The sequence below is a fragment of the Klenkia soli genome (genome assembly GCF_900103975.1).
Lineage (GTDB): Bacteria > Actinomycetota > Actinomycetes > Mycobacteriales > Geodermatophilaceae > Klenkia > Klenkia soli.
The window spans coordinates 135,920-160,376 of sequence record NZ_FNIR01000010.1 but is presented as its reverse complement, the minus strand read 5'-3'; the positions used below and the strand labels follow the sequence as shown (position 1 = coordinate 160,376).

The 24,457-nt window shown below is 74.2% G+C and carries 30 protein-coding genes; 20 read left to right on the top strand and 10 right to left on the bottom strand.

The annotated features are described in order from the left end of the window. Positions 1-47: 47 nt before the first annotated feature. Positions 48-635, bottom strand: coding sequence for an LppU/SCO3897 family protein (locus tag BLS67_RS16345; RefSeq protein WP_091247123.1), 588 nt, complete (start codon positions 633-635; stop codon positions 48-50). A 126-nt stretch (positions 636-761) separates the two neighbouring features. On the opposite strand from BLS67_RS16345, the gene BLS67_RS16340 reads away from it, so the two are divergent. From BLS67_RS16340 to BLS67_RS16325, 4 genes are read left to right on the top strand one after another with little or no spacing between them, the layout of a single operon-like run. Beyond that, positions 762-1,193 carry a YccF domain-containing protein gene (locus BLS67_RS16340; protein WP_091247122.1) on the top strand — a complete coding sequence of 144 codons (432 nt, stop codon included), beginning with the start codon at positions 762-764 and terminating at the stop codon, positions 1,191-1,193. Positions 1,194-1,214: 21 nt separating this feature from the next. Next, positions 1,215-1,466, top strand: a complete 252-nt coding sequence (locus BLS67_RS16335) for a hypothetical protein (protein ID WP_091247120.1) — start codon at positions 1,215-1,217, stop codon at positions 1,464-1,466. Positions 1,467-1,475: 9 nt separating this feature from the next. Then, positions 1,476-1,622, top strand: a complete 147-nt coding sequence (locus BLS67_RS23870) for a hypothetical protein (protein ID WP_165617626.1) — start codon at positions 1,476-1,478, stop codon at positions 1,620-1,622. A 9-nt stretch (positions 1,623-1,631) separates the two neighbouring features. Then, positions 1,632-1,925 carry a DUF427 domain-containing protein gene (locus tag BLS67_RS16325; protein WP_091247116.1) on the top strand — a complete coding sequence of 98 codons (294 nt, stop codon included), beginning with the start codon at positions 1,632-1,634 and terminating at the stop codon, positions 1,923-1,925. A gap of 4 nt (positions 1,926-1,929) precedes the next feature. Here the strand turns inward: BLS67_RS16325 and BLS67_RS16320 are convergent, their stop codons facing one another. Next, positions 1,930-2,697, bottom strand: a complete 768-nt coding sequence (locus tag BLS67_RS16320; protein WP_131801763.1) for a hypothetical protein — start codon at positions 2,695-2,697, stop codon at positions 1,930-1,932. Positions 2,698-2,872: 175 nt separating this feature from the next. On the opposite strand from BLS67_RS16320, the gene BLS67_RS16315 reads away from it, so the two are divergent. Further along, a complete protein-coding gene (locus BLS67_RS16315) occupies positions 2,873-4,036 on the top strand; it encodes an RtcB family protein (protein WP_091247113.1) in 1,164 nt (387 codons plus the stop codon). 68 nt (positions 4,037-4,104) lie between these two features. Here the strand turns inward: BLS67_RS16315 and BLS67_RS16310 are convergent, their stop codons facing one another. After that, entirely contained in the window at positions 4,105-5,073 is a 969-nt protein-coding gene (locus tag BLS67_RS16310) for a hypothetical protein (protein ID WP_091247111.1), read from the bottom strand. Between the two features lie 174 nt (positions 5,074-5,247). On the opposite strand from BLS67_RS16310, the gene BLS67_RS16305 reads away from it, so the two are divergent. After that, positions 5,248-5,484, top strand: coding sequence for a hypothetical protein (locus BLS67_RS16305; RefSeq protein WP_091247109.1), 237 nt, complete (start codon positions 5,248-5,250; stop codon positions 5,482-5,484). A gap of 3 nt (positions 5,485-5,487) precedes the next feature. Here the strand turns inward: BLS67_RS16305 and BLS67_RS16300 are convergent, their stop codons facing one another. The 4 genes from BLS67_RS16300 to BLS67_RS24780 all read right to left on the bottom strand — a co-directional run bounded on the left by BLS67_RS16300 (position 5,488) and on the right by BLS67_RS24780 (position 7,963). Beyond that, positions 5,488-6,477, bottom strand: a complete 990-nt coding sequence (locus BLS67_RS16300) for an LLM class flavin-dependent oxidoreductase (RefSeq protein WP_091247255.1) — start codon at positions 6,475-6,477, stop codon at positions 5,488-5,490. Between the two features lie 64 nt (positions 6,478-6,541). Next, positions 6,542-7,321 (bottom strand): enoyl-CoA hydratase/isomerase family protein, encoded by a 780-nt coding sequence (locus BLS67_RS16295; protein WP_091247107.1) that lies wholly within the window; start codon positions 7,319-7,321, stop codon positions 6,542-6,544. After that, positions 7,321-7,758: a hypothetical protein gene (locus BLS67_RS16290; protein ID WP_091247105.1), complete on the bottom strand. Its 438-nt coding sequence runs from the start codon at positions 7,756-7,758 to the stop codon at positions 7,321-7,323. Before BLS67_RS16290 ends, BLS67_RS16295 begins: the two co-directional genes overlap by 1 nt. A 70-nt stretch (positions 7,759-7,828) precedes the next feature. Next, a complete protein-coding gene (locus tag BLS67_RS24780; protein WP_278247142.1) occupies positions 7,829-7,963 on the bottom strand; it encodes a hypothetical protein in 135 nt (44 codons plus the stop codon). Between the two features lie 122 nt (positions 7,964-8,085). Here BLS67_RS24780 and BLS67_RS16285 point away from each other — a divergent pair, with 122 nt between their 5' ends. Both BLS67_RS16285 and BLS67_RS16280 read left to right on the top strand, forming a co-directional pair. Continuing rightward, entirely contained in the window at positions 8,086-8,529 is a 444-nt protein-coding gene (locus tag BLS67_RS16285; RefSeq protein ID WP_091247103.1) for an SRPBCC family protein, read from the top strand. A 65-nt stretch (positions 8,530-8,594) separates the two neighbouring features. Next, the gene (locus BLS67_RS16280; RefSeq protein ID WP_131801762.1) at positions 8,595-9,275 is read left to right on the top strand and encodes a hypothetical protein; all 681 of its coding nucleotides are present in this window, start codon (positions 8,595-8,597) and stop codon (positions 9,273-9,275) included. A 51-nt stretch (positions 9,276-9,326) separates the two neighbouring features. On the opposite strand, the gene BLS67_RS16275 is transcribed toward BLS67_RS16280, so the two are convergent. Continuing rightward, positions 9,327-10,256 carry an alpha/beta hydrolase gene (locus BLS67_RS16275; RefSeq protein WP_091247099.1) on the bottom strand — a complete coding sequence of 310 codons (930 nt, stop codon included), beginning with the start codon at positions 10,254-10,256 and terminating at the stop codon, positions 9,327-9,329. A gap of 23 nt (positions 10,257-10,279) precedes the next feature. Between BLS67_RS16275 and BLS67_RS16270 the strand changes: the two genes are divergently transcribed. The 4 genes from BLS67_RS16270 (at position 10,280) to BLS67_RS16255 (ending at position 13,392) form a co-directional block, all read left to right on the top strand. Beyond that, entirely contained in the window at positions 10,280-11,170 is an 891-nt protein-coding gene (locus BLS67_RS16270; protein WP_091247097.1) for an SMP-30/gluconolactonase/LRE family protein, read from the top strand. A 97-nt stretch (positions 11,171-11,267) separates the two neighbouring features. Further along, on the top strand, positions 11,268-11,615 hold the full coding sequence (locus tag BLS67_RS16265; protein WP_091247096.1) for a YciI family protein: 348 nt from the start codon (positions 11,268-11,270) through the stop codon (positions 11,613-11,615). Continuing rightward, the gene (locus tag BLS67_RS16260; protein WP_091247094.1) at positions 11,612-12,799 is read left to right on the top strand and encodes an RNA polymerase sigma factor; all 1,188 of its coding nucleotides are present in this window, start codon (positions 11,612-11,614) and stop codon (positions 12,797-12,799) included. The genes BLS67_RS16265 and BLS67_RS16260 overlap by 4 nt, the downstream gene beginning before the upstream one ends. Before the next feature lie 68 nt (positions 12,800-12,867). Next, on the top strand, positions 12,868-13,392 hold the full coding sequence (locus tag BLS67_RS16255) for a type II 3-dehydroquinate dehydratase (RefSeq protein ID WP_207500664.1): 525 nt from the start codon (positions 12,868-12,870) through the stop codon (positions 13,390-13,392). Here BLS67_RS16255 and BLS67_RS16250 read toward each other — a convergent pair whose 3' ends face one another. After that, positions 13,393-14,418: a zinc-binding dehydrogenase gene (locus BLS67_RS16250; RefSeq protein WP_091247092.1), complete on the bottom strand. Its 1,026-nt coding sequence runs from the start codon at positions 14,416-14,418 to the stop codon at positions 13,393-13,395. It lies immediately after the preceding gene. Positions 14,419-14,420: 2 nt separating this feature from the next. Then, positions 14,421-15,794: an MFS transporter gene (locus BLS67_RS16245; RefSeq protein WP_165617625.1), complete on the bottom strand. Its 1,374-nt coding sequence runs from the start codon at positions 15,792-15,794 to the stop codon at positions 14,421-14,423. A 222-nt stretch (positions 15,795-16,016) separates the two neighbouring features. Here BLS67_RS16245 and BLS67_RS16240 point away from each other — a divergent pair, with 222 nt between their 5' ends. Genes BLS67_RS16240 through BLS67_RS16205 form a run of 8 tightly spaced genes read left to right on the top strand, consistent with a single transcriptional unit; the run spans position 16,017 to position 24,211 of the window. Further along, positions 16,017-17,627 (top strand): class I adenylate-forming enzyme family protein, encoded by a 1,611-nt coding sequence (locus BLS67_RS16240; RefSeq protein WP_091247089.1) that lies wholly within the window; start codon positions 16,017-16,019, stop codon positions 17,625-17,627. Further along, on the top strand, positions 17,624-18,499 hold the full coding sequence (locus tag BLS67_RS16235; protein ID WP_091247087.1) for a cyclase family protein: 876 nt from the start codon (positions 17,624-17,626) through the stop codon (positions 18,497-18,499). The genes BLS67_RS16240 and BLS67_RS16235 overlap by 4 nt, the downstream gene beginning before the upstream one ends. A gap of 29 nt (positions 18,500-18,528) precedes the next feature. After that, complete coding sequence (locus BLS67_RS16230) at positions 18,529-19,719, top strand: acetyl-CoA hydrolase/transferase family protein (protein WP_207500662.1); 1,191 nt, start codon at positions 18,529-18,531, stop codon at positions 19,717-19,719. Further along, the gene (locus BLS67_RS16225) at positions 19,716-20,708 is read left to right on the top strand and encodes a phosphotransferase family protein (RefSeq protein WP_091247086.1); all 993 of its coding nucleotides are present in this window, start codon (positions 19,716-19,718) and stop codon (positions 20,706-20,708) included. The genes BLS67_RS16230 and BLS67_RS16225 overlap by 4 nt, the downstream gene beginning before the upstream one ends. 2 nt (positions 20,709-20,710) lie before the next feature. Beyond that, a complete protein-coding gene (locus BLS67_RS16220) occupies positions 20,711-21,118 on the top strand; it encodes a hypothetical protein (protein ID WP_091247084.1) in 408 nt (135 codons plus the stop codon). A 14-nt stretch (positions 21,119-21,132) separates the two neighbouring features. Then, positions 21,133-22,260 (top strand): Rv3169 family protein, encoded by a 1,128-nt coding sequence (locus BLS67_RS16215; RefSeq protein ID WP_091247082.1) that lies wholly within the window; start codon positions 21,133-21,135, stop codon positions 22,258-22,260. Next, complete coding sequence (locus tag BLS67_RS16210; protein ID WP_242654133.1) at positions 22,245-23,444, top strand: CaiB/BaiF CoA transferase family protein; 1,200 nt, start codon at positions 22,245-22,247, stop codon at positions 23,442-23,444. The genes BLS67_RS16215 and BLS67_RS16210 overlap by 16 nt, the downstream gene beginning before the upstream one ends. After that, positions 23,441-24,211 (top strand): IclR family transcriptional regulator, encoded by a 771-nt coding sequence (locus tag BLS67_RS16205; RefSeq protein WP_091247080.1) that lies wholly within the window; start codon positions 23,441-23,443, stop codon positions 24,209-24,211. The genes BLS67_RS16210 and BLS67_RS16205 overlap by 4 nt, the downstream gene beginning before the upstream one ends. Positions 24,212-24,457: the final 246 nt, after the last annotated feature.

Sequence of the window (24,457 nt, the reverse complement as noted above, 5' to 3'; positions counted from 1 at the left end):
GCCCCGGAGCCTGATCGGTTCCGGGGCGGTGGTGGGTGTCGTGCAGGTCAGCCGACGGACTCCAGGCAGTACCCGGTGCCCTCGCCCCCTGAGGTGTCGCCCTCGAAGGCGTAGCTCGTGGCGTTCGGGAAGTCGGTGCACTCGCTGCCGCTGACGAGGTCGGCCTGCGTGGTGTCCTCGACCACGCTCACCACGCGGTAGGCGGCCTCGCCGGAGTCGCAGTCGACCTTGCCGATCTCGGTCAGGCTGTCGTTGAGGCAGTCGCCCACGGCCGCGCTGGGCCCGCCCAGGAAGCTGCGCACCAGGATGCCGACGACGATCACGACGACCACGCCGGCCACGATCGGCAGGATGCGGGCGACGGCGCTCTTCTTCGGCGGCTGCGTCGGCTGCCCCGGCGCACCCCACGGCTGCTGACCGGGCTGACCCGGCTGGCCGAACTGCTGCTGGCCGGGCTGGCCGAACTGCTGGGGCTGGCCCGGCTGCTGCGGCTGGCTGCCCGGTGCGGCCCACTGGCCCTGCTGGGACGGGTCGCCCGAGGGCTGGCCGGCGGGCTGCTGGCCGGACGGCGGCTGCTGCCCCCAACCCTGTCCGGGGGTCTGCGGCTGGTCGCCTGAGCCGGGCGGCGTGGTCACGGATGTCCTCCAAGAGATCGACGGGCGGGTAGATCATCCCCGGCGGACCGCCCAGTCCGCACACCGGGGGCGCACAGCATCACCCGTCCGCGGGAACGGTCGAGGGCTCCGGCACGTGGTCCCTGCGTGGACGGACTACGCCTCGTGCTCAACCTGGTCTGGCTGGTGCTGCACGGCTGGGTGCTCGCCGTGGCCTACCTCGTCGCCGGTGCGCTGGCCTGCCTGACGGTGGTCGGCATCCCCTTCGGCATCGCCGCGTTCCGGCTGGCGTTCTTCGTCGTCCTCCCCTTCGGGCGGACGACGGTGCGCGACCCGGGCGCCGGTCTGGCGTCCGCCCTGGGCAACCTGGTCTGGTTCGTCGTCGCCGGGTGGTGGCTGGCCCTCGTGCACGTGCTGGCCGGCATCGCCTTCTGCCTGACCGTCATCGGGATCCCGTTCGGCGTGGCCTCGTTCAAGCTGGCCGCGGTGGGGCTCTTCCCGCTGGGCAAGCGGGTGGTCGAGACCGCCGCCCCGCCGTCCTGGTTCGGCGCCGGCACCTCGGTGTCCGCCGCCCGCTGAGCGGGTGGGCACCATGCACCCGTGCACCCGACCGGCGACGACCTCGGCCCGATCTGCTCGGCGAAGGGTTGCCGTCGCGCGGCCGCCCACGTGCTGGTGTGGAACAACCCGAAGATCCACACCCCCGACCGCGAGAAGACCTGGCTGGCCTGCGACGACCACCGCGAACCGCTGTCCCAGCACCTCGCGATGCGGTCCTTCCTGCGCCGGGTGGACCCCCTGACGGGTCACGATCCGGGCGCATCCGGGTCCGTCGACCCCGCGGGTGCGTAGCGTCGTGGCATGGACGACACCAAGGCACGGTCGAACGACTCCGTTGTCTGCCCCGAGTGCGGCCTGCCGACGACCCCCCGCGAGCTCAGCGCCTGGGGCCACTGCCGGAAGTGCCGGACGGCGGACTCCCGTGCCGTCCAGCCGCTGCGCTGGTAGACCAGCACCATGACCTCCGCCAAGACCACCGCCACCTGGAACGGCACCGTGATCGCCGAGTCCGACGACATCGTCACCGTCGAGGGCAACGCCTACTTCCCCCTCGACTCGGTCGCCCCCGGCGTCCTCGAGCCCACCGACACCACCAGCCACTGCCCGTGGAAGGGCGACGCCAGCTACTTCTCGGTCGTCGCCGACGGGCAGACCATCACCGACGCCGCGTGGACCTACCGCCAGCCCAAGGAGGCCGCGGCGGAGATCCGCGACCGGGTCGCGTTCTGGAAGGGCGTCGTCGTCTCGTAGGTCGTCAGACGGTCGCGCGCTGCGCGTCCACCCACACGGGCGGGGCGTCCGGCGTGAGGCCGGCGAGCTCGGCAGCCGTCGGGCCGTCGTCCACGGGCTCCGCCACCTCGCCCTGCCACGGCGAGGGCTGGTCCAGCAGCACGAGTGCGTGCTGGGCCATGGCCAGGCTCGGGGCCGCCTCGGCGATGACCGTGAGGTCGCCGTGCAGCTGCTTGTGCACCGTGCCCAGCCGGCGCAGGGCCGCCCGGCACGAGGCACGGTCGCCGGTCTCGGTCCAGACCAGCTGGTCGACCAGCGTGCGCTGGTCGGCGACGGCGTCGGCAAAGGCGGTGCCGCCCACGACGCGGTTGAGCAGGTCCAGGTGCGCCTGGTGGCGGAAGCCGGCGGGCTCCCGGCCAGCCTCGCGCTTGGTGCCGACCCACGCCTTGTGCGCGGCCAGCCCGTGCTGGGCGAAGCGGCGCTCGGCGCGCGCGGCGAACCGCTGGTCGCGCAGCTCCCAGGTCGCGTGGCTGTCGTCGATCCGGAAGAACAGCAGGGCGAACCCGCGCCGGTTCAGCTCGCGCATGCGGGAGAACGGCAGCGGGACGACGTCGGCCTCGCCGATGCAGCAGTAGAGCGCGCGGTCGGTGAGGACGGCGGTGCGGGAGGCATCGCCGGCAGGCACGTCGAGGGAATCGGTCAGCGGGACGCAGTCGGTCACCGACACCACTGATTCGCCGTCGGCCAGCGCGGACACCAGCCGCGTCGGCGCTCGTCGTGTTCCCCAGGTCACCCCTGCACTGTCGGCCGGTCTCCGTAATTCTCAACCCGAGGTCATCCACCCGGGTGAGGGCGTCCCACCGCACGGGTGGCCGGGAAAAGGGGAGGCGCCGGACGGCGACGGCGGGTTGACTCCCCCCTCGGCCGGCGCCGGCCACTCCCCCACCACCACGAGCAGGGAAAGGACCATGGACACGATCACCGGACGCCTCGTCAGCTGGGCGTCCATCCTGGAGGACACGACCCGCGAGCAGGCGCAGCGCACGGCCACGATGCCGTTCGTCTTCCCGCACGTGGCCCTCATGCCCGACGCCCACCTGGGCCTCGGGGCCACCGTCGGCTCGGTCATCCCGACCGCCGGCGCGATCATCCCGGCCGCCGTCGGGGTCGACATCGGCTGCGGCATGGCCGCCGTCCGCACGCAGTTCACCGCGGGCGACCTCGCCGGGCACGACCTGGCCGGGCTGCACGCGCAGATCAGCCGATCGATCCCGCTGTCGGCCGGCGGGCGGAACCAGAAGATCCGCGCGACCGCCGAGCCGCGGATCGAGGAGCTGCGCGGCATGCCGGGGATCGAGCAGGCCGACGCGGTCGCGAAGCACTGGCCGCAGCAGCTGGGTTCGCTGGGCTCGGGCAACCACTTCATCGAGGTCTCCCTCGACGAGGAGGACCGGGTGTGGGCGTTCCTGCACTCGGGCTCGCGGGGCGTGGGCAACAAGCTCGCGCAGCGGCACATCGCCGTGGCCCGCGAGCAGTGCGCGCGGCGGTTCGTCGAGCTGCCCGACCGGGACCTCGCCTACCTCGTGGAGGGCGAGCCGGAGTTCGACGCCTACCTGGAGGTCCTGCTCTGGGCGCAGCGGTTCGCGTTCCTCAACCGCGAGGAGATGATGGACCGGGTGCTCGACCAGCTCGGCCGCTTCCTCGGGGTGGCGGTCGAGCCGCAGGAGGCCATCCGGTGCCACCACAACTACACCGCCCGCGAGCGGCACTTCGGGCGGGACGTGTGGTTGAGCCGCAAGGGTGCGATCTCGGCGCGGGAGGGTGAGCCGGGGCTGATCCCGGGGTCGATGGGGGCGGCGTCCTACGTCGTGGTCGGCAAGGGCAACGTCCCGGCGCTGCACTCGGCGCCGCACGGCGCAGGCCGCAGCCACTCGCGGACGGCGGCCCGGAAGCTCTTCGACCGGGCGGACCTCGACACCCGCATGGCCGGCGTGGCGTGGGGGCACTCGGACGCGTTCCTCGACGAGCACCCCGAGGCCTACAAGCCGATCGACCAGGTCATGGCCGATGCCGCCGACCTCGTGGAGGTGCGGCACACGCTGCGCCAGGTCGTGAACGTCAAGGGCAACTGAGCTGGTCCCACGGGCGAGGCCCGCACCCCCGGGAAGGGGTGCGGGCCTCGTCGTCGTGCGGGGTGGGGTCAGCTGACGCCGACGGCCTCCTTGGCCAGCGCGGCCAGCTGCAGCTGCGCGGCGTTGACCACCGAGGCGCGGTCCTTGTGGGTCTCCTCGTAGCGGATGACGGCCTCGAGGTCGGCGGCGTCGGTCAGGCCCTTCACGGCCTTCACGGTGTCGGACACGTTGAGCTCGTCGTACTTCTTCACGGGGAGCTCGGCGGCGTCGAGGGCGCCCAGCTCGCGACGGGTCTCGTGGATCGCCTGCGCGGTGTCGGTCGCGCCCTCGGCGCGGGCCTGGTGCTCGGCCTCCTTGAGCGAGGCGTCGCGACCGACGGCGAGCGACTCGCGCACGGCGCCGGCGAACGAGCTGGCCCGCGACGCGGCGGCGTCGATCTTCTGCTGCACCGAGTCGGTGGCCTGCTGGGTGGTGTCGATGACCTTGTTCACCGAGTCCGCGACGTAGCGGGCCGGGAAGGCGGCCAGCCGGGTCGCCCCGCCGGTGACGCGCTGCAGCGGGGTGGCCTTCAGCGCGGCCGGGCCGCCGAGGGCGGTCTCGGCGAGGACGACGGTCAGCCACTCGACGGTGGCGGTGTGCGCGGTGACCAGGCGCTCGGCCAGCCGGGCGACCCGGGGCAGCTCGGCGGTCTCGGCCAGCACCTTGAGGTAGGTGGCGCGGTCGAGCAGCTGGTGCTCGAGGGACAGGTCGCTCAGCAGCGCCTCGTCCAGCGGGCCGGCCTGCTCGACGGTGGCCTTCACGATGGCGCCGAGGCGACCCAGCGCGGGCGTGACGACGTCGGGGACACCGCCCAGGTCGCGCAGCGTGCGGGTGATGGCCTCGGTGCGGGAGGCGGCGTTGTCGGCGTTCTGCGCGAGCTCGCGGCGGACGGCCTCGGTGCGGGCCTGGGCGACGCGGGTGCGGGCGACCTGCTCCTCGGTCTGCGTGAGCAGGAGGAGGGCGCGGAGCTGGGCGGTCAGGACGGTGGTGTCGGCCATGAGGAACTCCCTGGGAGGTCTGGACTGTGGGCCAACCCCTCACTGCCCACCTGCTAGCCGGAGCAAGCACACAGCTAGCGGTGTGCTCCGTCACGCTGTGACGGGTGGGGCGCCTGGGGCGCGACACGACCTCGGCTCACCGGATCGACCGCCGCGCGGGGGCACCCTGGATCCATGGGGTTCGTCTACGGCACCGCGCGGGCCGAGGTGATGGTCGGCTCGCTGGTCGGTGCCGGCGGGCGGCCGACCCTGATCGGACCGGCGCACGCCACCATCGGCAGCGCCGCGGGTGGGCGCCGCAACTCGCTCTGCGGCGCCTTCGTCACCCACGACGACGACGTGCCCTGGCCACCGGAGCCCGGCACCCTGGGGGCGTTGTGCCCCACCTGCGCCGAGCTCGCCGAGTGGTGACCGTCAGGCGCTGACCGGCTCCATGGCCTCGGCCAGCAGCTGCACCGAGCGCAGCCGCTGCTCGACCCGCGGCGAGGCGTGGCCGACGATCAGCTCGTCGGCGTCGGCAAAGGCCCGGAACTCGACCAGCTGCTCGCGCACCTGCGAGGGCGTGCCGACGGCGGAGTGGGTCAGCATCGAGTCGACCTGGCGACCCGCGCCGGACTCCATGAGCAGGTCCGTCTCGGCCTCGGTGAACTCCTTGCCGCGCCCGAACAGCGCGGTGGCGCGGCCCCGGCGGACCTTCTCGAACTGGGCGCGGGCGTCGTCCTCGGTGTCGGCGGCGATGACGTTGGCGCCGGCGATCACGTGCGGGGCCGACAGCTGGGCCGAGGGCCGGAAGTCGCGGCGGTAGATCTCGACGGCGGCCTGCAGCGCCTGGGGGGCGAAGTGCGAGGCGTGGCCGTAGGGCAGGCCGAGGGCGGCGGCCAGCTGCGCGCCGAAGGTGGAGGAGCCCAGGATGTACAGCGGCACGTTCGAGCCCTTGCCGGGGATGGCGTCGACGCCGGGCACCCGGGTCTCGCCGGCCAGGTAGGCCTGCAGCTCCTGGACGTCCTGCGGGAACCGGTCCGAGGAGCGCGGGTCGGTGCGCATCGCGTACATGGTGTTCTGGTCCGACCCGGGCGCGCGGCCCAGCCCCAGGTCGATGCGCCCGGGGTACATCGCGTCGAGGGTGCCGAACTGCTCGGCGATCACCAGCGGCGAGTGGTTGGGCAGCATGACCCCGCCCGAGCCCAGCCGGATGGTGGAGGTCTTCGCCCCGACGTGGCTGATCAGCACGCTGGTGGCCGAGGACGCGATCGAGGCCATGTTGTGGTGCTCGGCGTACCAGACCCGGGTGTAGCCGTGCTCCTCGGCGGCCTGCGCCAGGGCGACGCTGTGCGCGATCGACTGGCCGACCGACTCCCCGCGGGAGACGGGGGCGAGGTCCAGGACGGAGAGCGGGAACGACATCGGGACAGCCTTTCGCAGGGGGTGGTTCACCAGGGCCAGCGCGGGGCCCCGCTCGCGCATTCCCTCAGCGACCGGTCCAGCGCGGCGCCCGCTTGTCCAGCTGTGCGGCGATGCCCTCCTTGCGGTCCTCGGACGTGTACGGGTTCGGGCCGACGTCCAGCCGCAGCGCCTGCCACAGCGGCAGCTCCAGGCCCTTGACCGCCGTCTGCTTCATGCGACGCACCGAGACCGGCGCGTTGGCCGCGATGGTCTCGGCCAGGGCCAGCGCGGCGGACAGGACCTCCTCCCGCCGGACCAGCCGGTTGACCAGCCCCCACCGATCCAGCCGGTCGCTGTCGAGGTAGGCGCCCGTGTAGAGCATCTCCAGCGCGATGCCCATCGGGATCCGCTTGGGCAGCACGACCGAGCCGAAGTTGGCGCCCATGCCGATCTTCGCCTCGGGCAGGCCCATCGGGACGCCGGGGGCGGCCACCCGCAGGTCGCAGGCCAGGGCGAGCTCGAACCCGCCGGCCACGGCCGCGCCGGTGATCGCCGCGACGATCGGCACAGGGCACTCGGTGACCACCTCGAACAGCGACCGGCCGGGGCGCTCCATCGGCGGCCGGAACGGCTCGCCCCGGTCGTCGGCGGCCCGGATCTCCTTGAGGTCGAACCCGGCGCAGAACGCCGGGCCGTTGCCGCTGAGCACGACCACGCGGGTGCCGTCGGTGCCCGCGGTCAGCAGCTCGTCGACCAGGTCCGCCTGCAGCGCCGAGGACAACGCGTTGCGGCGCTCGGGGCGGTCCAGGGTGAGCAGCCGCAGGTGGCCGCGGGTCTCGACGACCAGGCCGGACTCGTGCCGCATCAGCTGGGCCGACGCCCGGCGAGGTCGCGCGCGGTGGCAGCGGCACCGGCGTCCAGACCGCCGGTGCCCGCGGTGCGGTGCAGCCGGAACTGGTCCTCGATCCACTTCTGGTGGGCGTCCCAGGCCAGGCCCGCGTCGCCGTCCAGCGCGGTGGCGATGTCGGCCCACGAGGCGCCCTCGCGGAGCGCGGCGTGCATGCCCAGGTGCCGGCTGTCGTGCGCCTTGCGGTAGACGACCTCGCCCAGGGCCAGCAGCTCGAGCGCCTCGTGCCGGTCCAGCGAGGTGCCGGTGTTGCGGAGGTCGGCGAGGAAGTCGTCGGCGTCGTCCGGGGCCGCCGCCTCGACGACGCCGGCGTCGCGCCGGGACAGGAAGTCGATGCGGTTGGCGGCCACCTGCAGGGTGACCTCGTCCTCGAGCTCGCGGGGCGTGATGACCATGCCCCCACCCTGCCTCATGACGACGGCCGCCGTCCCCCGGAGGGAGCGGCGGCCGTCGGAGCTGGCGGGATCAGGCCTTGCGGCCCTTCTTGGCCCGGGCGTCGGCGATCATGCCCTTCACCTTCGCCTGGTTCTCGGGCTTGCGGGCCGCGGCGATGACCTTCTGCGCCGCGGCACCCTTGAGCAGTCCGCTGAGCATCCCCACGGGGCGCCTCCTGAGGTCGTGTCGGTTGTCGAGGTACCTGGTGCCCCGGGAACCCCAGGTGCACACGGCAACCAGTTCGCGGTCGTCCTGCCGACGGCCTGCAGTGCTCCTAGCGTCGGCGCATGGCCTCCCGAACCGCGTCCGGATCCACCGTCGTCGACGCATCCCCGGCCGAGGTGTTCGCCCTGCTGGCCGACCCGCGCCGGCACGCCGAGATCGACGGGTCGGGGACCGTGCAGCGGGTGGTGTCCGCGCCCGAGCGGCTCGAGCTGGGCTCGGAGTTCTCGATGGCCATGCGGATGGGCGCGAGGTACCGGGTGACCAACCGGGTGGTGGAGTTCGAGGCCGACCGGCTCATCGCCTGGCGGCACGTCGGGCTGCACCGCTGGCGCTACGAGCTCGAGCCCGCCACGGGCGGCACCCGGGTCACCGAGACCTGGGACGCCACCCGCTACCCGCGCCCCGCCTTCTGGGTCCTGCGCGCGATGGGGTTCCCGGCCACGGCGCAGCGCTGCATCGACGGCACCCTGCGCCAGCTCGAGGAGCGCTTCGGCACCGACGGGTGAGCCCGACCATCCCGAAGGGTGCTTGATCGTTCATGATCCGGGGTCGGGATGCCGATGGGGTGCGCATGGTCCTCACCGCCGCGCTCGCCAAGCTCACGTCGGCCTCCGCCCTCGCCAAGATCGGCATCGGCGTCGGCCTCTCGGTGGCCGGCATCACCGGTGCGGGCGCGGCCGGTGCCCTGCCCGGCCCGGTGCAGGACGGCGTGGCCGCGGCCGTCGAGACGCTGACGCCGCTGGAGTTCCCGCACGCCGCACACCCCGAGCCGGCCGAGCAGCACGGGGCCGGTGACGACTCCCCGGTCACCGTCCCCGTCGACCCGACGGCACCGACCACGACGGCTGCACCGACGGCCGCGCCGACCTCGGCCGGCCCGGAGGTCGACGACGACGTGACCCCGCGTTCCGAGCACCCCGCCGAGACCGAGGTCGAGCACGGGACCGAGACCGAGACCGAGGCCGAGACCGAGGCCGGGCACGGCTCCGCAGACGACTCCGGGCACCACGGAGGCCGGGCCACCACCCCGGCCACGGCCCCCGCACCCACCCCGGCGCCCGTGGTCACGTCGACCTCCTCGGGGTCGGGCACCTCCGGCTCCGGGACCTCGGGCGGAGGGTCCTCCGGAGGCCACGGGTCCTCCTCCGACGGATCGGGGTCCGGTGGCGGCCCCACCGTGCCGACCACGTCCACCGACGACGGCGGGCACGGCGGCTCCGGCGGGCACGGCGGTCACGGCGGGGACGACTGACCAGCCCGGCCGTCGTCGATGCGTCGGGGGCGGCGGCGTCCCGATGTCGCCTCAGGGGGTGACGGCCCGGTCGAACGCGGCGCACATCAGGTCGTAGGCGGTGCGGGTCGATGCCGAGTCGGGGGCGAGGCCGTCGAAGGCGTGCGGCACGCCCGGCAGCAGGTGCAGCTCGACCGGAACATCGGCGTCGACCAGCCGGCGGGCGTACTCCAGGGCCTCGTCGCGCAGCGGGTCGTTGCCGGCGACCACCAGGAACGTGCGGCACAGACCGGTCAGGTCCGCCGTCCGGTTGGGGAAGACGTAGGCGGGGTCGTCGCCGCGGCCCTGCCGGACGTTGCGCACCACCTGGTCGACCTGCGTGCCGCTGATCACCGGGAACGCCGGCGACACCCGCGAGGGGTGCGGCCGGTCGTCGGTGTTCGGGTAGAGCGCCAGGGCCAGCGCCGGGACGACGTCGCCCCGGTCCCGGCCGATCTGCGCCATCGACAGCGCCAGCGCTCCCCCGGCGCTGCTGCCGGTGACGACCAGCTTGTCGGCGTCGACGTCGTCGCGGGCGGCGGTCCAGCGGACGGCGGACCAGCAGTCGTCGAGCATCGTCTCGGCGGGGACGTCGGGGGCCATGCGGAAGTCGACGTTGACCCCGACCGCGCCGCAGCGGCGGGTCAGCTCCAGGCAGCGCGGGTGCTCGGTCTCCAGCGAGCCGAACGACCAGCCGCCGCCGTGGAACAGCACGTAGGCCGGCTTCCCGGGAGCGGGCGTGGTCGGCCGGTAGACCCGCACGGTGATGGCGTGGCCGTCCGGGGCGGGCACCGTCGTCTCGGTGATCTCGACGCCGTCGACGCTCTCCGGGACCGGGCCGCGGGCGCGGGCGGCGGTGATGAATTCCCGGTCGGTCATGTCGACCTCGGCGCGGCCGAGGAAGGGGCTGGCGTCCATCACCGCACGGACGTCGGGCTGCCAGGTCTGCGAGGCGCGGATCACACCCGGGACCCTAGGGTGCGGCCATGACGCTGACGACGCTGCTGACCGGTGGATCGTTCTTCGAGGGCCCGCGCTGGCACCAGGGCCACTGGTGGGTCTCGGACTTCTACCGCGGGCAGGTCCTGCAGGTGTCGACGTCCGGCGAGGAGACCGTCGTCCTCGAGGTGCCGACCCAGCCCTCGGGCTCGGGCCGGCTGCCCGACGGGTCGCTGGTCGTCGTCTCGATGACCGACCAGCGGCTGCTGCGCTGGGACGGCAGCGAGCTGGCCACCTACGCCGCGCTGGCCCCGTACTGCGGCGGGCTGCTCAACGACCTGGTGGTCGACGCCGCCGGGCACGTGTTCGTCGGCGACTTCGGCTTCGACCTCATGGGTGGCGGCGCCCCGGGCCCGGCCACGCTCAAGCGGGTCGACCCCGACGGCACGATCACCGTCGTCGCCGAGGACCTGCTGTTCCCCAACGGCATGGTGATCACCGAGGACGGCAGCACGCTCCTGGTCGGCGAGACCCTGGGCAATCGGTACACCGCCTTCGACCTGGCCGCCGACGGGTCGCTGTCGAACCGCCGGGTGTGGGCCGAGTTCGGCCCGGCGCCCACCGGCACGACGACCGAGGAGGTCCTCGGCCAGCTGGTGATCGCCCCCGACGGCTGCACCGGGGATGCCGAGGGCCACGTGTGGGCCGCCGACGCGGTGGGTGGCCGGGCGGTGCGCATCGCCCCGGGCGGTTCCGTGGTCGACGAGGTGCGGGCACCCGACGGGCTGGGGGTCTTCGCCTGCGCGCTCGGCGGGGACGACGGCCGCACCCTGCTGCTGTGCGCGGCGCCGGACTTCCTGGAGCACAACCGCCGTCCGGTCCGCGAGGCCGTGCTGCTGACCACCGAGGTCGCCGTCCCCCACGCCGGCCGCCCCTGACCGGATCGCGGAACCCGCGGGCTGTCGATCCGGGGGCGGGTCGTTCGTACAGGGGGTGAGTCGGCCACCCGGGCCGACCGGACACCAGGAGGCAGTCATGGCCCAGTACCTGCTCAGCGTCGTCACCCCGGCCGAGGGTGCGCAGCCGCCCACGCCCGACCAGCTCGAGGCGATCATGGCCCGGGTGGGGCAGCTGCAGAGCGACATGAAGGCCGCCGGCGCCTGGGTGTTCTCCGGCGGGCTGGAGGCGCCGTCCACGGCGACCGTGCTCCGGCCGGACGGGGACGACGTGCTGCTGGTCGACGGCCCGTTCGCCGAGGGCAAGGAGTACCTGGGCGGGTTCACGGTCGTCGAGGCGGCCGACCTGGACGCCGCGCTGGACTGGGGACGGCGCACCGTGGCCGCGATCGGGCTGCCGATCGAGGTCCGGCCCTTCGCCTGGTGAGCGATCTCGAGGCCGTCTTCCGAGACGTGCACGGTCGGGCGGTCGCCGTCCTCACCCGGCAGCTGGGCGACCTCGACCTGGCCGAGGAGGCGGTCGCGGAGGCTTTCGCCGTCGCGGCCGCGACCTGGCCCGAGCGCGGCACGCCGCCGTCCCCGGCCGGCTGGATCGTCACGACGGCCCGGAACCGGGCGGTCGACCGGCTCCGCCGGGAGGCGGTGGGGACGGCGAAGCTCGCGGAGGTGGCCCGGTTGCAGACCATCGCCGGACCGGAGCCCGAGCAGGAGGAGGTGGGGGCGGTGCGCGACGACCAGCTGCGGCTGCTGTTCACCTGCTGCCACCCGGCGCTGGCGCCCGAGGCCCGGGTGGCGCTGACCCTGCGGATGGTCGGCGGGCTGACCACCCCGGAGATCGCCCGGGCCTTCCTGGTGCCCGAGGCGACGATGGCCGCCCGGATCACCCGGGCCAAGCACAAGATCGCCAAGGCCCGGATCCCCTACCGGGTGCCCGGGGACGCCGACCTGCCGGCCCGGTGGTCGTCGGTGCTCGCGGTGGTGCACCTCGTCGGGACCGAGGCGCACTCCCCCGCGACCGGCAGCGCCCCGACCCGCCCCGACCTGGCCGCCGACGCGATCCGACTGGCCCGGTTGCTGGTCGGGCTGCGGCCGGACGAACCCGAGGCCCGCGGTCTGCTGGCCCTGCTGCTGCTCACCACCTCCCGCGCACCGGCCCGGGCGCTCCCCCTCGACCGCCAGGACCGCGCGCTGTGGGACCGCGGGCTGGCCGACGAGGGCCAGGAGCTGGTGCGGGAGTGCCTGCGGATCGGCCGACCGGGCACCTACCAGGTGCAGGCCGCCATCGCCGCGGTGCACGCCGATGCCCCCACCTGGGCCGACACCGACTGGTCCCAGGTGGTCGCCCTCTACGACCTGCTCCCGCAGACCCCGGTGGTGCAGCTCAACCGCGCGGTCGCGGTCGCCGAGCTGGACGGCCCGTCGGTCGGGCTGGCCCTGGTCGACCGGGTCGACCTGGACCGGTCGCCGGTGCTGCACGCCGTCCGGGCCGACCTGCTGCGCCGGCTCGACCGGTTCGCCGAGGCCCGCGCCGCGTACGACGCAGCGCTGGCCCGGACGGCGAACGAGGCCGAGCAGGCCGACCTGCGCCGCCGCCGGGATGCCCTCGACTGAGCAGACCCCGGCTCGCGGACCGTCGCGACCGCAGGTAGGACAGGGGGAACCGAACGAGAGGCCTCGCCGTGCCCGTCCTCCGCCGTCCCGCCGATGCACCGCGGTGGACGATCGCCGTCGTCGACGGCCCGAACATGCCCAACCTGGGTCACCGCAGCGAGGCCATCTACGGCCCGATCAGGTCGCTGGCGGACCTGCAGGCGATGGTGCGGGAGGTCGCCGGCGAACTCGGCGTGGAGGTGGTGCAGTTCGCCTCCAACCACGAGGGCGAGATCCTGGAGTTCATCCACCGCACGGCCACCGAGGTGCAGGGCTACGTGATCAACCCGGCGGGGCTGACGACCTACGGCGAGGCGACCCGGCACGCCCTCGACGACACCGGCAAGCCCGTCGTCGAGTGCCACTTCGCGAACATCGCCCGGCACTTCGCCGAGGTCGCACCGCACTCCCAGCAGCAGACGTCCAGGTTCACCTACACCGCGACCGGGCTGACGATGGGGCTGCGTCAGCACGGCTACGCCGCGGCGCTGGTCGGTCTGACCCTCGCCCTGGACGACGAGGCGTTCCTGGCCGGGGGCACCCGCCGCCGCTGATCAGGGCCGGAGGACTGCCCGCCCCACCAGCGTCCGGGCGTCCAGCGCAGCGTGCGCAGCGGCCGCCTCGGTCAGCGGCCACACCTGCGCTGCGAGCGGGTGCACCGCGCCACGGGCCACGAGGTCGACCACCTCCTCCAAGTCGGCGCGTGCGGCGTGGGCCGACCCCAGGACGGCGAGCTCCCGCACGATCACCAGGCCCGGGTCCAGCGGCAGATCCCCCGGCACCGTGTTGCCGACCAGCACCAACCGGCCGCCGGGCCGCAGCGCCCGCAGGGCGACGGCGAACGTGGGCGCCCCGGTGGTCTCCACCACCACGTCCACACCCCGCGGCCGGTCCAGCCCCGCGGCGATCCGGCGAAGCTCTCGGCCGTCGGGACGGACGGCGACCTCGGCGGCCCCCGCGTCCCGCAGCGGCGCGACCTTGCCGGCATCGCCGGTGACCGCGACGACCGTGGCCCCGAGGTGCCGGGCGAGCTGCACGGTGTGCACGCCGACCCCGCCGCCGGCGCCGGTCACCAGCACGACCTCCCCGGCTCGGACACCGGCCGTCCGCAGTGCTTTGAGCCCGGTGCCCACAGCGCAGGACAGCAGCGCGCCGGTCACGTCGTCGACGGCGTCGGGCAGGGGTACGGCGTTGAGCGGGCTGGCCACCACGTACTCGGCGTAGCCGCCGGGCAGGTCCTCGCCGTAGAAACCGGGTCCCTGCCGGCAGCGCGCGGTTGTCCCGGCCGCGCACTCCGGGCATCGTCCGCACGGGATGCGCTGGACCAGCGCTACCCTCCGGCCCACCCAGTCGCCGACGACGTCCACGCCGGCCGCCTCGACCCGACCGGCGATCTCGTGGCCCAGCACGCTGCCGACCGGGGCGGCCAGCAGGCCGCGGCGGGCCAGCGCGTCGTGACCGCAGACCCCGCAGGCCGCCACCCGGACCAGCAACTGGTCGGCTGCCGGCTCGGGCACCGGCCGGGAGCCGGCGACCAGCACCTCGGGTCCGCCGTGCGCGGCGAGCTCCGCCACGCGCATCGTCACGACGACGGTGCCACTTCCCGGGCGGCCGCGGCGGCGGCGGCCGCAGCAGCCCGAGGGGCGTCCTGGGTGGCGTCGTGCTCGCTGAGCAGGTCGCGCCCGGCGGTCTCGGGCAGCAGGCGCCACAGGATCAGCCCGCAGATGATCGCGACCCCGGCCAGGAAGAAGCCCGGCGCGAAGTCCAGCCCGGTGCCCACGACGAGTGCGGCACCGATCAGCGGGCCGAAGCCCGAGGGGGCGCCGACGCCCAGGTTGAACCCGACCGAGCCGGCGGTGAGCCGGGTGGAGGCCGGGAACATCTCGATGAGGATGAGCGAGGTGTTGGCGTTGATCGGCGCCTGGAAGACCGCGTAGACCACCAGGGCCAGGACGACCAGCACCGGGTTGCCGCCGCTGAGGACGAGGAACACCGGGATGCCCAGCACCGCGTGGCCCAGGCACCCGAACAGCACGGTGCGCCGGCGTCCGAACCGGTCGGACAGCCGGCCGGCGATCGGGCAGAACACCGCGTAGACGGCCAGGCCGAGCGAGGCCAGCAGCACCGCCTCGGTGCGCGGCAGCGCCACGGTGGTGGACAGGTAGTTCACGACGTAGGAGCCCAGGTAGTACAGACCCACGCCGCAGATCCAGGAGAAGCAGAAGGTGATCAGCAGCGCCTTGGCGTGGTGCCGGCTGAAGGCGTCCCGCCAGACCGCCCTGGGCCGCTCGCCGCCGGACTCCAGCGCCTGGAACACGGGGGTGTCCTCGAGCTGGCGGCGGATGTACAGCCCGACCATGGCCAGCGGGAACGCCAGCAGGAACGGCACCCGCCACCCCCAGGTCGCCAGGGCGTCCTCGGACAGCAGGGCACCGAACAGCAGGGCGAGCAGCCCGCCGCCGACCAGGCCCAGCGCGGCGGCCATCGACGGGTAGCTGCCCCGCACGCCGCGGCGCCCCGGGCCCGCGGTCTCGATCAGGTAGGCCGAGCTGGCTCCCCACTCGCCGCCGACCGACATGCCCTGCACGCAGCGCAGCAGCACCAGCAGGACCGGGGCCAGGATGCCGACCTGGGCGTAGGTGGGCAGCACGCCGATCAGCGCGGTGGCCAGGCCCATGAGCACGATCGACAGCGAGAGCGACGTGCGCCGGCCCCGCCGGTCGCCGATGAGCCCGAAGACCAGCCCACCCAGCGGGCGGACGACGAAGGCCACCCCGAAGACCGCCAGCGAGGACAGCAGCTGGACGCTCGCCGACTCCCCGGGGAAGAAGGCCGCGCCGATCGCCACGGCGAAGAACCCGTAGAGGGCGAAGTCGAAGTACTCCAGGAAGTTGCCGATGATGCAGGCCGCGGCGACCTTGCGCTGCGAGCTCTTCGAGTAGATGTCGCTCGTCACTGAGCGTCTCCTTGCCGGTGATCCCGGAGGCCAGGATGCTTCGGGAAATCGAATGAACATTCGAACTGGTGCAGCCAGTAGAGCGCACGTGCCGGGCCCGCACAAGACCGACTCCCGGCCGCCCCGGCCGGTTTGACCCGGGACGTCCGTGGTGGTTACGTTGCGAGTTGTCGAAGCAAGCTTCGTGATTGCGAAGAAACCGATCTGGCTGGAGGTGCACCGATGGCGTCCCTCCCGTCCGCCACCACGCTGCCCGAGCTCGTGCGCGAGATGGCCGCCCGGTCCCCGGGCGCCGACGCACTGGTCGTCGGCAGCACCCGGTGGACCTACGCGGAGCTCGCCGCGCAGGCCGACCTCGCGGCCGACGTGCTGGCCGGTCTCTCGGTCGGCGCCGGTGACACGGTCGCCCTGCTCGCACCGAACGTCCCTGCCTGGGTGCCCGTCGCCGTCGGTGCGCAGACCCTCGGCGCCCGGGTCGACGCGTTCAACACCTGGGTCAAGGCCTACGACCTCGACCACCTGCTGGCCAGCTCGGGGGCCTCGGTGCTGGTGCTGGCCGACCGGGTGCGCAGCAGCGACCTCCTCGCCGAGCTGGAGTCCCTGGTACCCGAGCTGGGCACCGGACCCGGGTGGCGCAGCGAGCGGTACCCGGCGCTGCGGCAGGTGGTGGTGCTCGGCGACCGGGTGTCCGCCGGCGCGCTGACCTGGGCGGAGCTGGCGGCCACGGCGGAGCCGACGCCCCGCGTCCCGGCCGCCAGGCCCGAGGCACCCGCATTCGTCCTCTACACCTCCGGGTCGACCAGCCGCCCCAAGGCCGTGCCGTTGTGCCACCACGATCTGGTGCTCAACGCGTTCCACATCGGCGAGCGGATGGGCGTCACCGCCGCGGACCGGGTCTGGTTCGGTTCCCCGCTGTTCTGGAGCTTCGGCTGTGCGAACGCGCTGGTCAACGCGCTGAGCCACGGCGCGTGCTTCGTGCTCCAGGAGGAGTTCACCCCGGCGGGGGCCGCTGAGCTGATGGCCGCGGAGTCGGTCACGGTTGCCTACCTGCTCCCGTCCATGGTCGACGCCCTGGTGGGCTCGGTGGCCGCCGAGGTCGCGGCGATCGACCCGCTGCGCACCGGGGCCACCATCGGTCGGCCCGAGGAGGTACGCCGCGCGGTCGAGGACCTGGGCATCACCGGGATGTGCAACGTCTACGGCGCTACCGAGACCTACGGCAACTGCTGCGTGACCGACCACCGCACCCCGGTCGACGTCCGGGTCACCACCCAGGGCCCACCCCTCCCCGGGGTCGAGGTGCGGGTCGTGGACGAGGCCGGCGAGCTCGTGCCCGCCGGTGAGCCCGGCGAGCTGCAGGTCCGTGGCCGGGTCACCCCCGGGTACCTCGGGGACGACGCCGCGACCGCCGCCGCCTTCACCCCCGACGGCTGGTACCGCACCGGGGACCGGATGCTGGTCGACCCCGACGGCGCGGTGTCCTTCGTCAGCCGGACCACCGACATGATCAAGACCTCGGGGATCAACGTCTCCCCGGCCGAGGTCGAGAGCTTCCTCGCCGGCCACCCGGACGTCACCGAGGTGACCGTGCTGGGCGCCCCGCACCCCTCGCGCGACCAGGTCGTGGTGGCCTTCGTCGTGGCGCGGTCCCCCGGGCTCACGCCGGCGGACCTCATCGCCTGGAGCAGGGCGCGCGTCGCGGGCTACAAGGTGCCGTGGGTCGCCGCGGTGGTGGACGAGCTGCCGCGCACCGGGACCGGGAAGCTGGCCCGACGCACGCTGCAGCAGGCGGCGGCGGAACTCGTGACGGCACGGCTGGAGGGGGACGCGTGACCGGGAACTGGGGACGCTGGGGTGCCGACGACGAGGCGGGGGCGCTGAACCTGGTCACCCCCGAGGTGACCCGGCGGGCCCTCGGGCTGGTGCGGTCCGGCAGGACGCTGTCGCTGGCCCAGCCGCTCGGCCCGGCCACCCCCGGTCCCCCGCACCGGCACCCGCCCGCACGCTTCATGGACCGCGACGCCGGGGACTACGCCCTGGGTGCACGCACCCCCGGCGGGTTCCGGTTCGCCGAGGACACCGTGCAGTTCGCCACGCACAGCGGCACCCACCTCGACGCGCTGGCTCACGCGTGGTCGGGCGAGGAGCTGTACAACGGCCACCCGCAGTCGGGTACCCGCAGCACCCGCGGGGCCGGCCGGCTGGGTGCGGACAAGCTGGTGCCCGTGCTGACCCGCGGCGTGCTGGTCGACGTGGTCGCGGCCACCGGTGGCCCGCTGCCGCCCAGTGCGCCGGTCGGGGTCGTCGAGCTCGAGCGCGGCATCCGGGAGAGCGGGGTGACCGTCGAGCCCGGGGACGCCGTCCTGGTCCGGACCGGCTGGATCGAGTCGCACGGCGACGCCGCGGACTACTTCGCCGACGAACCCGGCATCACCGAGGATGCCGCCCGCTGGTTGGCCGAACGCGACGTGGCCGCCGTCGGCGCGGACAACTACGCGGTCGAGCAGCAGTCGGCCACCCCCGGCTTCCCCGCGCACCTGGTGCTGCTGCACCAGCACGGGGTGCCGCTGGTCGAGAACGTGGTGCTGGCCGAGCTGGCCGGGGCCCTGGCCGCCGAGGACCGCTCGACGTTCCTGCTCGTGCTGGCCCCGATCCCGCTGGTGGGCTCGACCGGCAGCCCGGTCGCCCCGGTGGCCGTGCTGTGAGCGCCTCGACGAGCTCGTGGGTCGCTGAGGTGCTCCAGCCGGGAGACCTGGTCGTGGTCGCCGGCGGCGCCGGGGAGCCCACACCCCTGCTCGAGGCGTTGGTGGATGCAGGTCCGACGCTCCGCGACGTCGAGGTCTTCGTCGGTCTGAGCCACACCGACGTCCTGCGCCGACCCGGTGCTGCCGAGCTGTCGCTGGTCTCGTTCGGCGCGATGGGCCCGCTGGCCCGGCTCGCCGCGCAGGGACGCGTGGCGGTGCTGCCCTGCCACTTCTCCGACGTCCCCCGTCAGCTCGAGCTCCGCGCCCCCGGGCGGGTGGTGGTCGTCGTCCAGGTCTCCCCCGCAGACGCCGACGGCTTCCACAGCCTCGGTCTGGCCGTCGACCACACCTGGGAGCTGCTCGCCGGTGCACGGGCCGTGGTCGCGGAGGTCAACGACCAGCTCCCGGTCACCACCGCACCCCGGGTGCACCACTCGTGGATCACCGCGGCCGTGCCCACCTCCCGGCCGTCGGTGGAGGTGAAGAGCGGCACCCCCGACGACGTCCACCGACGGATCGCCGACCACGTCGCTGCCCTGGTGCCCGACGGCGCCACACTGCAGCTCGGGGTCGGCGCCCTGGCCTCGGTGGTCGCCGCCGCACTCCGCGACCGACGCGACCTCCGGGTGCGGTCCACCCTGGTCGGCAGCTGGTTGTGCGAGCTGGTTGCCTCCGGGGCGCTGAGCAGCGAGCCGGACGCCGTCGTCCTCAGCGAGGCCGCCGGCACCCAGGAGCTCTACGACCTCGTGACCACCCGCGGGTTCCCGGTGCGCCCGGTCGGCGAGGTGGGCCGACCCGACGCCCTGGCCGCCGTCCCACGGTTCGTGGCGGTCAACTCGGCACTGCAGGTCGACCTCACCGGCCAGGTCAACGCCGAGGAGCTCGGCACCGGCTACGTCGCCGGCGTAGGCGGCCAGCCTGACTGGCTGCGCGCCGCCCAGCGCTCCCCCGGTGGTGTCGCCGTCGTCATGCTGCCCGCGACCGCCCGCGGCGGGCAGGAATCGCGCATCGTCCACCGCCTGCACGGCGGCGCGGTGACCACGCCCCGGTCCGGGGTCGACGTCGTCGTCACCGAGCACGGCGTGGCCGACCTGCGCGGCCTCAGCCTCGCCGAGCGCGCCACGGCGCTGACCGCCGTCGCCGCACCCGAGCACCGCGACTCCCTGGGGGGCAGACCATGAGCGACGAGAGCACCGACACCCTGCACCGGCTGCAGGACTTCCTGGCCGGTCAGGAGGGCACCGCCGGCACCCGGATCGCCGACCTGCGTCGCGCTGGCGCCGGCCGGTCCCGGGAGAACTGGCTGTTCGACCTGGTCGGGCCCGGCCCGCAGGACCGCGAGCCGCTCATCCTGCGGAGCGACCCCGACGGCGGGTTGGTGGACACCAGCCGCGCCCAGGAGTTCGCCGTCCTGCGGGCGCTGGAGGCCAGCACCCTGCCCACCCCGCGGGTGCGCTGGCTGGACGCCACCGGGGCCCAGCTGGGCAGCCCGTCCCTGCTCATGCGCCGGGAGCCGGGTACCTGCGACTACCGGGTGGTCAACGGCGACCGCCCGGAGACCGCACGCCGCGCACTGGCCGAGTCCTTCTGCGACCTGCTGGCCGACGTGCACGCCGTCGACTGGCGCGGGCTGGGGCTGGACGACGTCCTCGTCGACCCCGGCGAGCAGGCCGCCCTGCACGAGCTCGAGCACTGGGAGCAGGTGCTGCGGGCCGACCAGCTCGAGGCGCTCCCCGAGCTGGACCTGGCGATCGACTGGCTGCGCACCCGGGCCCGGCCCGCGCGGCGCACCGTGCTGGTGCACGCGGACTACAAGCCCGGCAACATCCTGCTCGAGGGCGACCGGATCAGCTCGCTGCTGGACTGGGAGCTGGCACACCTGGGCGACCCGCTGGAGGACCTGGGCTGGGTGACCCAACCGCTGCGCGCCGGGGAGCACCTGATCGACGGCGCCTGGACCGCAGACGACCTGGTCGCCCGCTACACCGCGGCCTTCGGGCTCGAGGTCGCCGACGACGAGCTGCGCTGGTGGGTCGTGTTCTCCACCTTCAAGACCGCGGTCATGCAGGTCAGCGGCCTGCGTGCGTTCACCGAGGGCCGCAGCGACGAGCCCTACCGCCCGACCCGCCGGGTACTGGCCACCCTGCTCGCCGCGATCACGGAGGACTGACCGTGCACCCGACCGTCGACGAGCAGCTGACGGGCGCGCTGCGCCTGCTGGACGTGCTGGAGACCGAGGACGAGCTGTCCACCGGCGGCCAGGAGGTGCTGACCAACGTACGGCGCCTGCTCGGCAAGGTGCAGCGCTCGTGGGCCGCCCAGCTGCCCTTCCACACGACCGACAACGCGGAGCTCACGACGCTGCTGAACCGCACGGCGCCGCTGGTGGACCCCGGCCTGGTCCCCGAGGACGACGCGACCCCGCCGCTGGACGCCGTCGCCGTGGCCACCCGCAACGCCGAGCTGCGCGCCCTCCTGTCCCGCGTCGTCACCGGCCTGCCCCGCACCCCCGAGGGCGACGCCGCCCGCGCCGAGATCGGCGACCACCTGCGCCACCGGGTCGACACCGACCCCACCTGACCGAGAGGCCTCCCGTGATCGACCTGACCATCGGCGACGACTTCTTCGCCGAGCAGTTCCCGCTGTCCCCGCTAGACGACTTCATGATCCACCAGACCCCGGACCCGGTCCGGGTCTCGTGGACCGGCGACCCCCGGGCCTACGAGCGCTACTGGATGATCGCCCACGACGCCGCGGGCGAGGTGATGGTCGCGACGGGCGGCAGCATCTACCCCAACCTGGACCGGGCCGAGGCCTACGCGGTCGTCGTCCGGGACGGGAAGCACACCTCCGTCCGCAGCTTCCGCCCGCTGGGCGTGGACCGGGCCGACCTGCGCGTCGGGCCGATCGCCCCGCAGATCATCCGGGGGTTGCGGGAGTGGCGGTACGTCCTGGAGCCCAACGAGCAGGGCATCAGCTGGGACCTCACGTTCACCGACACCACCCGCCAGGTGTTCCGGGAGCCGCTCTCGGACTCCGCGCACGGCACCCCGCCGGGCCGGCGCAACGACGTCACCGCCGGCTTCGAGGGCTTCGGCACCGTGTCGGGCTGGGTCGAGGTCGACGGCGAGCGGGTCGAGCTCGGCGAGGGCTCGGCCGGCACCCGGGACCGGCACTGGGGCACCGGCCGCGGCGTCGGCGGCCCGGCGCTGTCCCTGGGCGGCCGGCTGCACGTCGGGACCAACGGCAACGCGTTCGTGCCCCTCGCAGACTGGACGCTGTGGGGCGACCGGGTCTACTACCCCTTCGGGCACGTCACCCCCGGGGCCACGAAGGTGCTCAAGCCGACCCGCCGGCTGCGCTTCGACCCCGACACCCAGGTGTTCGTCGAGGGCGTCGTGGACTATCGCCTGGTCACCGGGGAGACCCGCCAGCTGCACTACGAGCGGATCGGCGAGCAGACCGCCTACCTGCGCTGCGGCATGTACGGCGGCACCCCCGACGGCGACATCCACCAGGGCTCCTACGACGGCCCGGCCATGACCGAGGGCGAGACCTACGACCTCACCGACCTGCGGCAGCGGATCGGGCTGCGCGGACTGGACGAGCACCTGTGCCGGGTGACCTGCGACGGCGAGACGGTGATCGGGGTCTACCAGACCATCGACCCGGTCGCGTTCGAGGCGTGCACGGCGGGCCGGCCCGGTTGGGACTTCCTCTGACCGCCCGGAGCGGGCCCCTGGCCGGCACCCGGGTCGTCGAGTTCGCCGGGCTGGGTCCGGCCCCGTTCGCCGCGCTGCTGCTGGCCGACCTCGGTGCCGACGTCGTCACCGTGGACCGCATCCCGGCCGGCGGGCCTGCCGACGGGCTGGGCGCGATGACCACCGGCGCCCTGGGCCGCGGCCGGCGCTCGATCGCCGTCGACGTCAAGGACGCAGCCGGCCGCGAGCTGGTGCTGGACCTGGTCGCCGGTGCCGACGCGCTGGTCGAGGGGTTCCGGCCCGGGGTCATGGAACGGCTGGGGCTGGGCCCCGAGCCCTGCCTGGCCCGCCGTCCTCCGCTGGTCTACGGCCGGATGACCGGCTGGGGCCAGACCGGGCCGCTGGCGATGGCCGCCGGGCACGACGTCAACTACATCGCCGCCGCCGGCGTGCTGGAGCACATCGGCACCGCGGGTGGCCCGCCCGTCATCCCGCTGAACGTCATCGGCGACTTCGGCGGCGGCGGCATGCTGCTCGCGCTGGGGGTGCTGGCCGCGATGCTCGAGGCCCGCGGCTCCGGCCGGGGTCAGGTGGTCGACGCCGCGATGGTCGACGGGTCGGCGTTGCTGATGACCATGATGTTCGAGCTGAGCGGGCGGGGGCTGTGGAACCCGGCCCGGCAGTCGAACATGAACGACGGCGGTGCCCATTTCTACGGCGTCTACGAGACCGCCGACGGCCGGCACGTCTCGATCGCGGCGATGGAGCCGAAGTTCTACGCCGTGCTGCTGGACCTGATCGGGCTGTCCGTCGACGAGTTGCCCGAGCAGTGGAACACCGGCGCGTGGCCCGCCCTGCGGGAGCGACTCGCCGCGGTCTTTCGCACCCGCACCCGCCAGGAGTGGACCGACCTGCTGGAAGGCACCGACGCCTGCTTCGCGCCGGTGCTGTCGATGGCCGAGGCTCCGGCCCACCCGCACGCCGTGGCCCGGGACGCGTTCGTCACCGTCGACGGTGTCGTGCAGCCCGCGCCGGCCCCCCGGTTCAGCCGGACCCCTGCCGCGGTCGACCGCGGCGCCGCCCACGCCGGCGAGCACACCACGGAGTTGCTCACCGAGCTCGGGCTGCCCCCCGAGCGGATCGAGGAGCTGATGGCCGGGCGCACCGTCGCCGGCCCGGGCACACCGGCCAGGATGGACCAATGACCGCAGCGAGCGAGGAGTCCAAGGACCGCCTGTCGCGCATCTTCGAGGTGCTCGAGCTGCTGGCCGGCGACTCGGGCGGAATGACCGTCACCCAGGTCAGCAAGGCCGTGGGCATGCCGTTGAGCAGCACGCACAACCTGCTCCAGCGGCTCGTCGCCGCCGATGCCGCCGTCGTCACCGACGACTTGCGCTACACGATCGGCGGCCGGGCGGTGCGCTACGGCATCCGGATCATGGAGGCCCTGCAGGTGCGCGGGGTCGCCCGGCGGCACCTGCAGGACCTGGCCCGCTCCCTCGGTGAGGACGTCTACCTCGCCGAGCGGTTCGGCAGCCGGGTCACCTACACCGACCGGGTCGTCGGGCCCCGGGCGATGGCGCTGGACATCCGGCTGGGCCAGCGGCTGTACCTGCACGCGACCTCGGTGGGCAAGCTGTTCGCCGCCTTGGACCCGGGGCTGGGGGCCGAGGCGCTGACCGGCCCGCTGCCCCGGCTGACCCCGGCCACCCTCGTGGACGCCGAGTCGCTCGAGGCAGAGTTCGCCCGGATCCGCGAGCACGACTACGCGGTCAGCGACCAGGAGTCCTACGCCGGCATCGTCGGCATCGCCGTGCCGGTCCGGGACGCCGGCCACCGGGTCGTGGCGGCCATCCACCTGTCCGCGCTGGAGGCGCACCGGTCGCCGGACCAGCAGCTGGCCTGGCTGACGGAGATCCGCGGGACCGCCGCCCAGGTCGAGCGGGCGATGGGGCGGCTCCTCCCCGACTGACCTCGAGCGCGGCACCGCGCCGGGCTCGCGCCCTGTCGGACCCCGCGGTAGGACTGTCGCAGCCTCGGACGGAGCCGACCATGACCACTGGCGACCAGCCCCGCACCTACCCGCCCGGCGTGACCTGCTGGGTGGACGCCGAGCAGCCCGACGTCGACGCCGCGACCGCGTTCTACGGCGGCCTGCTCGGCTGGCAGTTCACCAACGCGATGCCCCCGGAGGCACCCGGCCGGTACGTCATCGCCA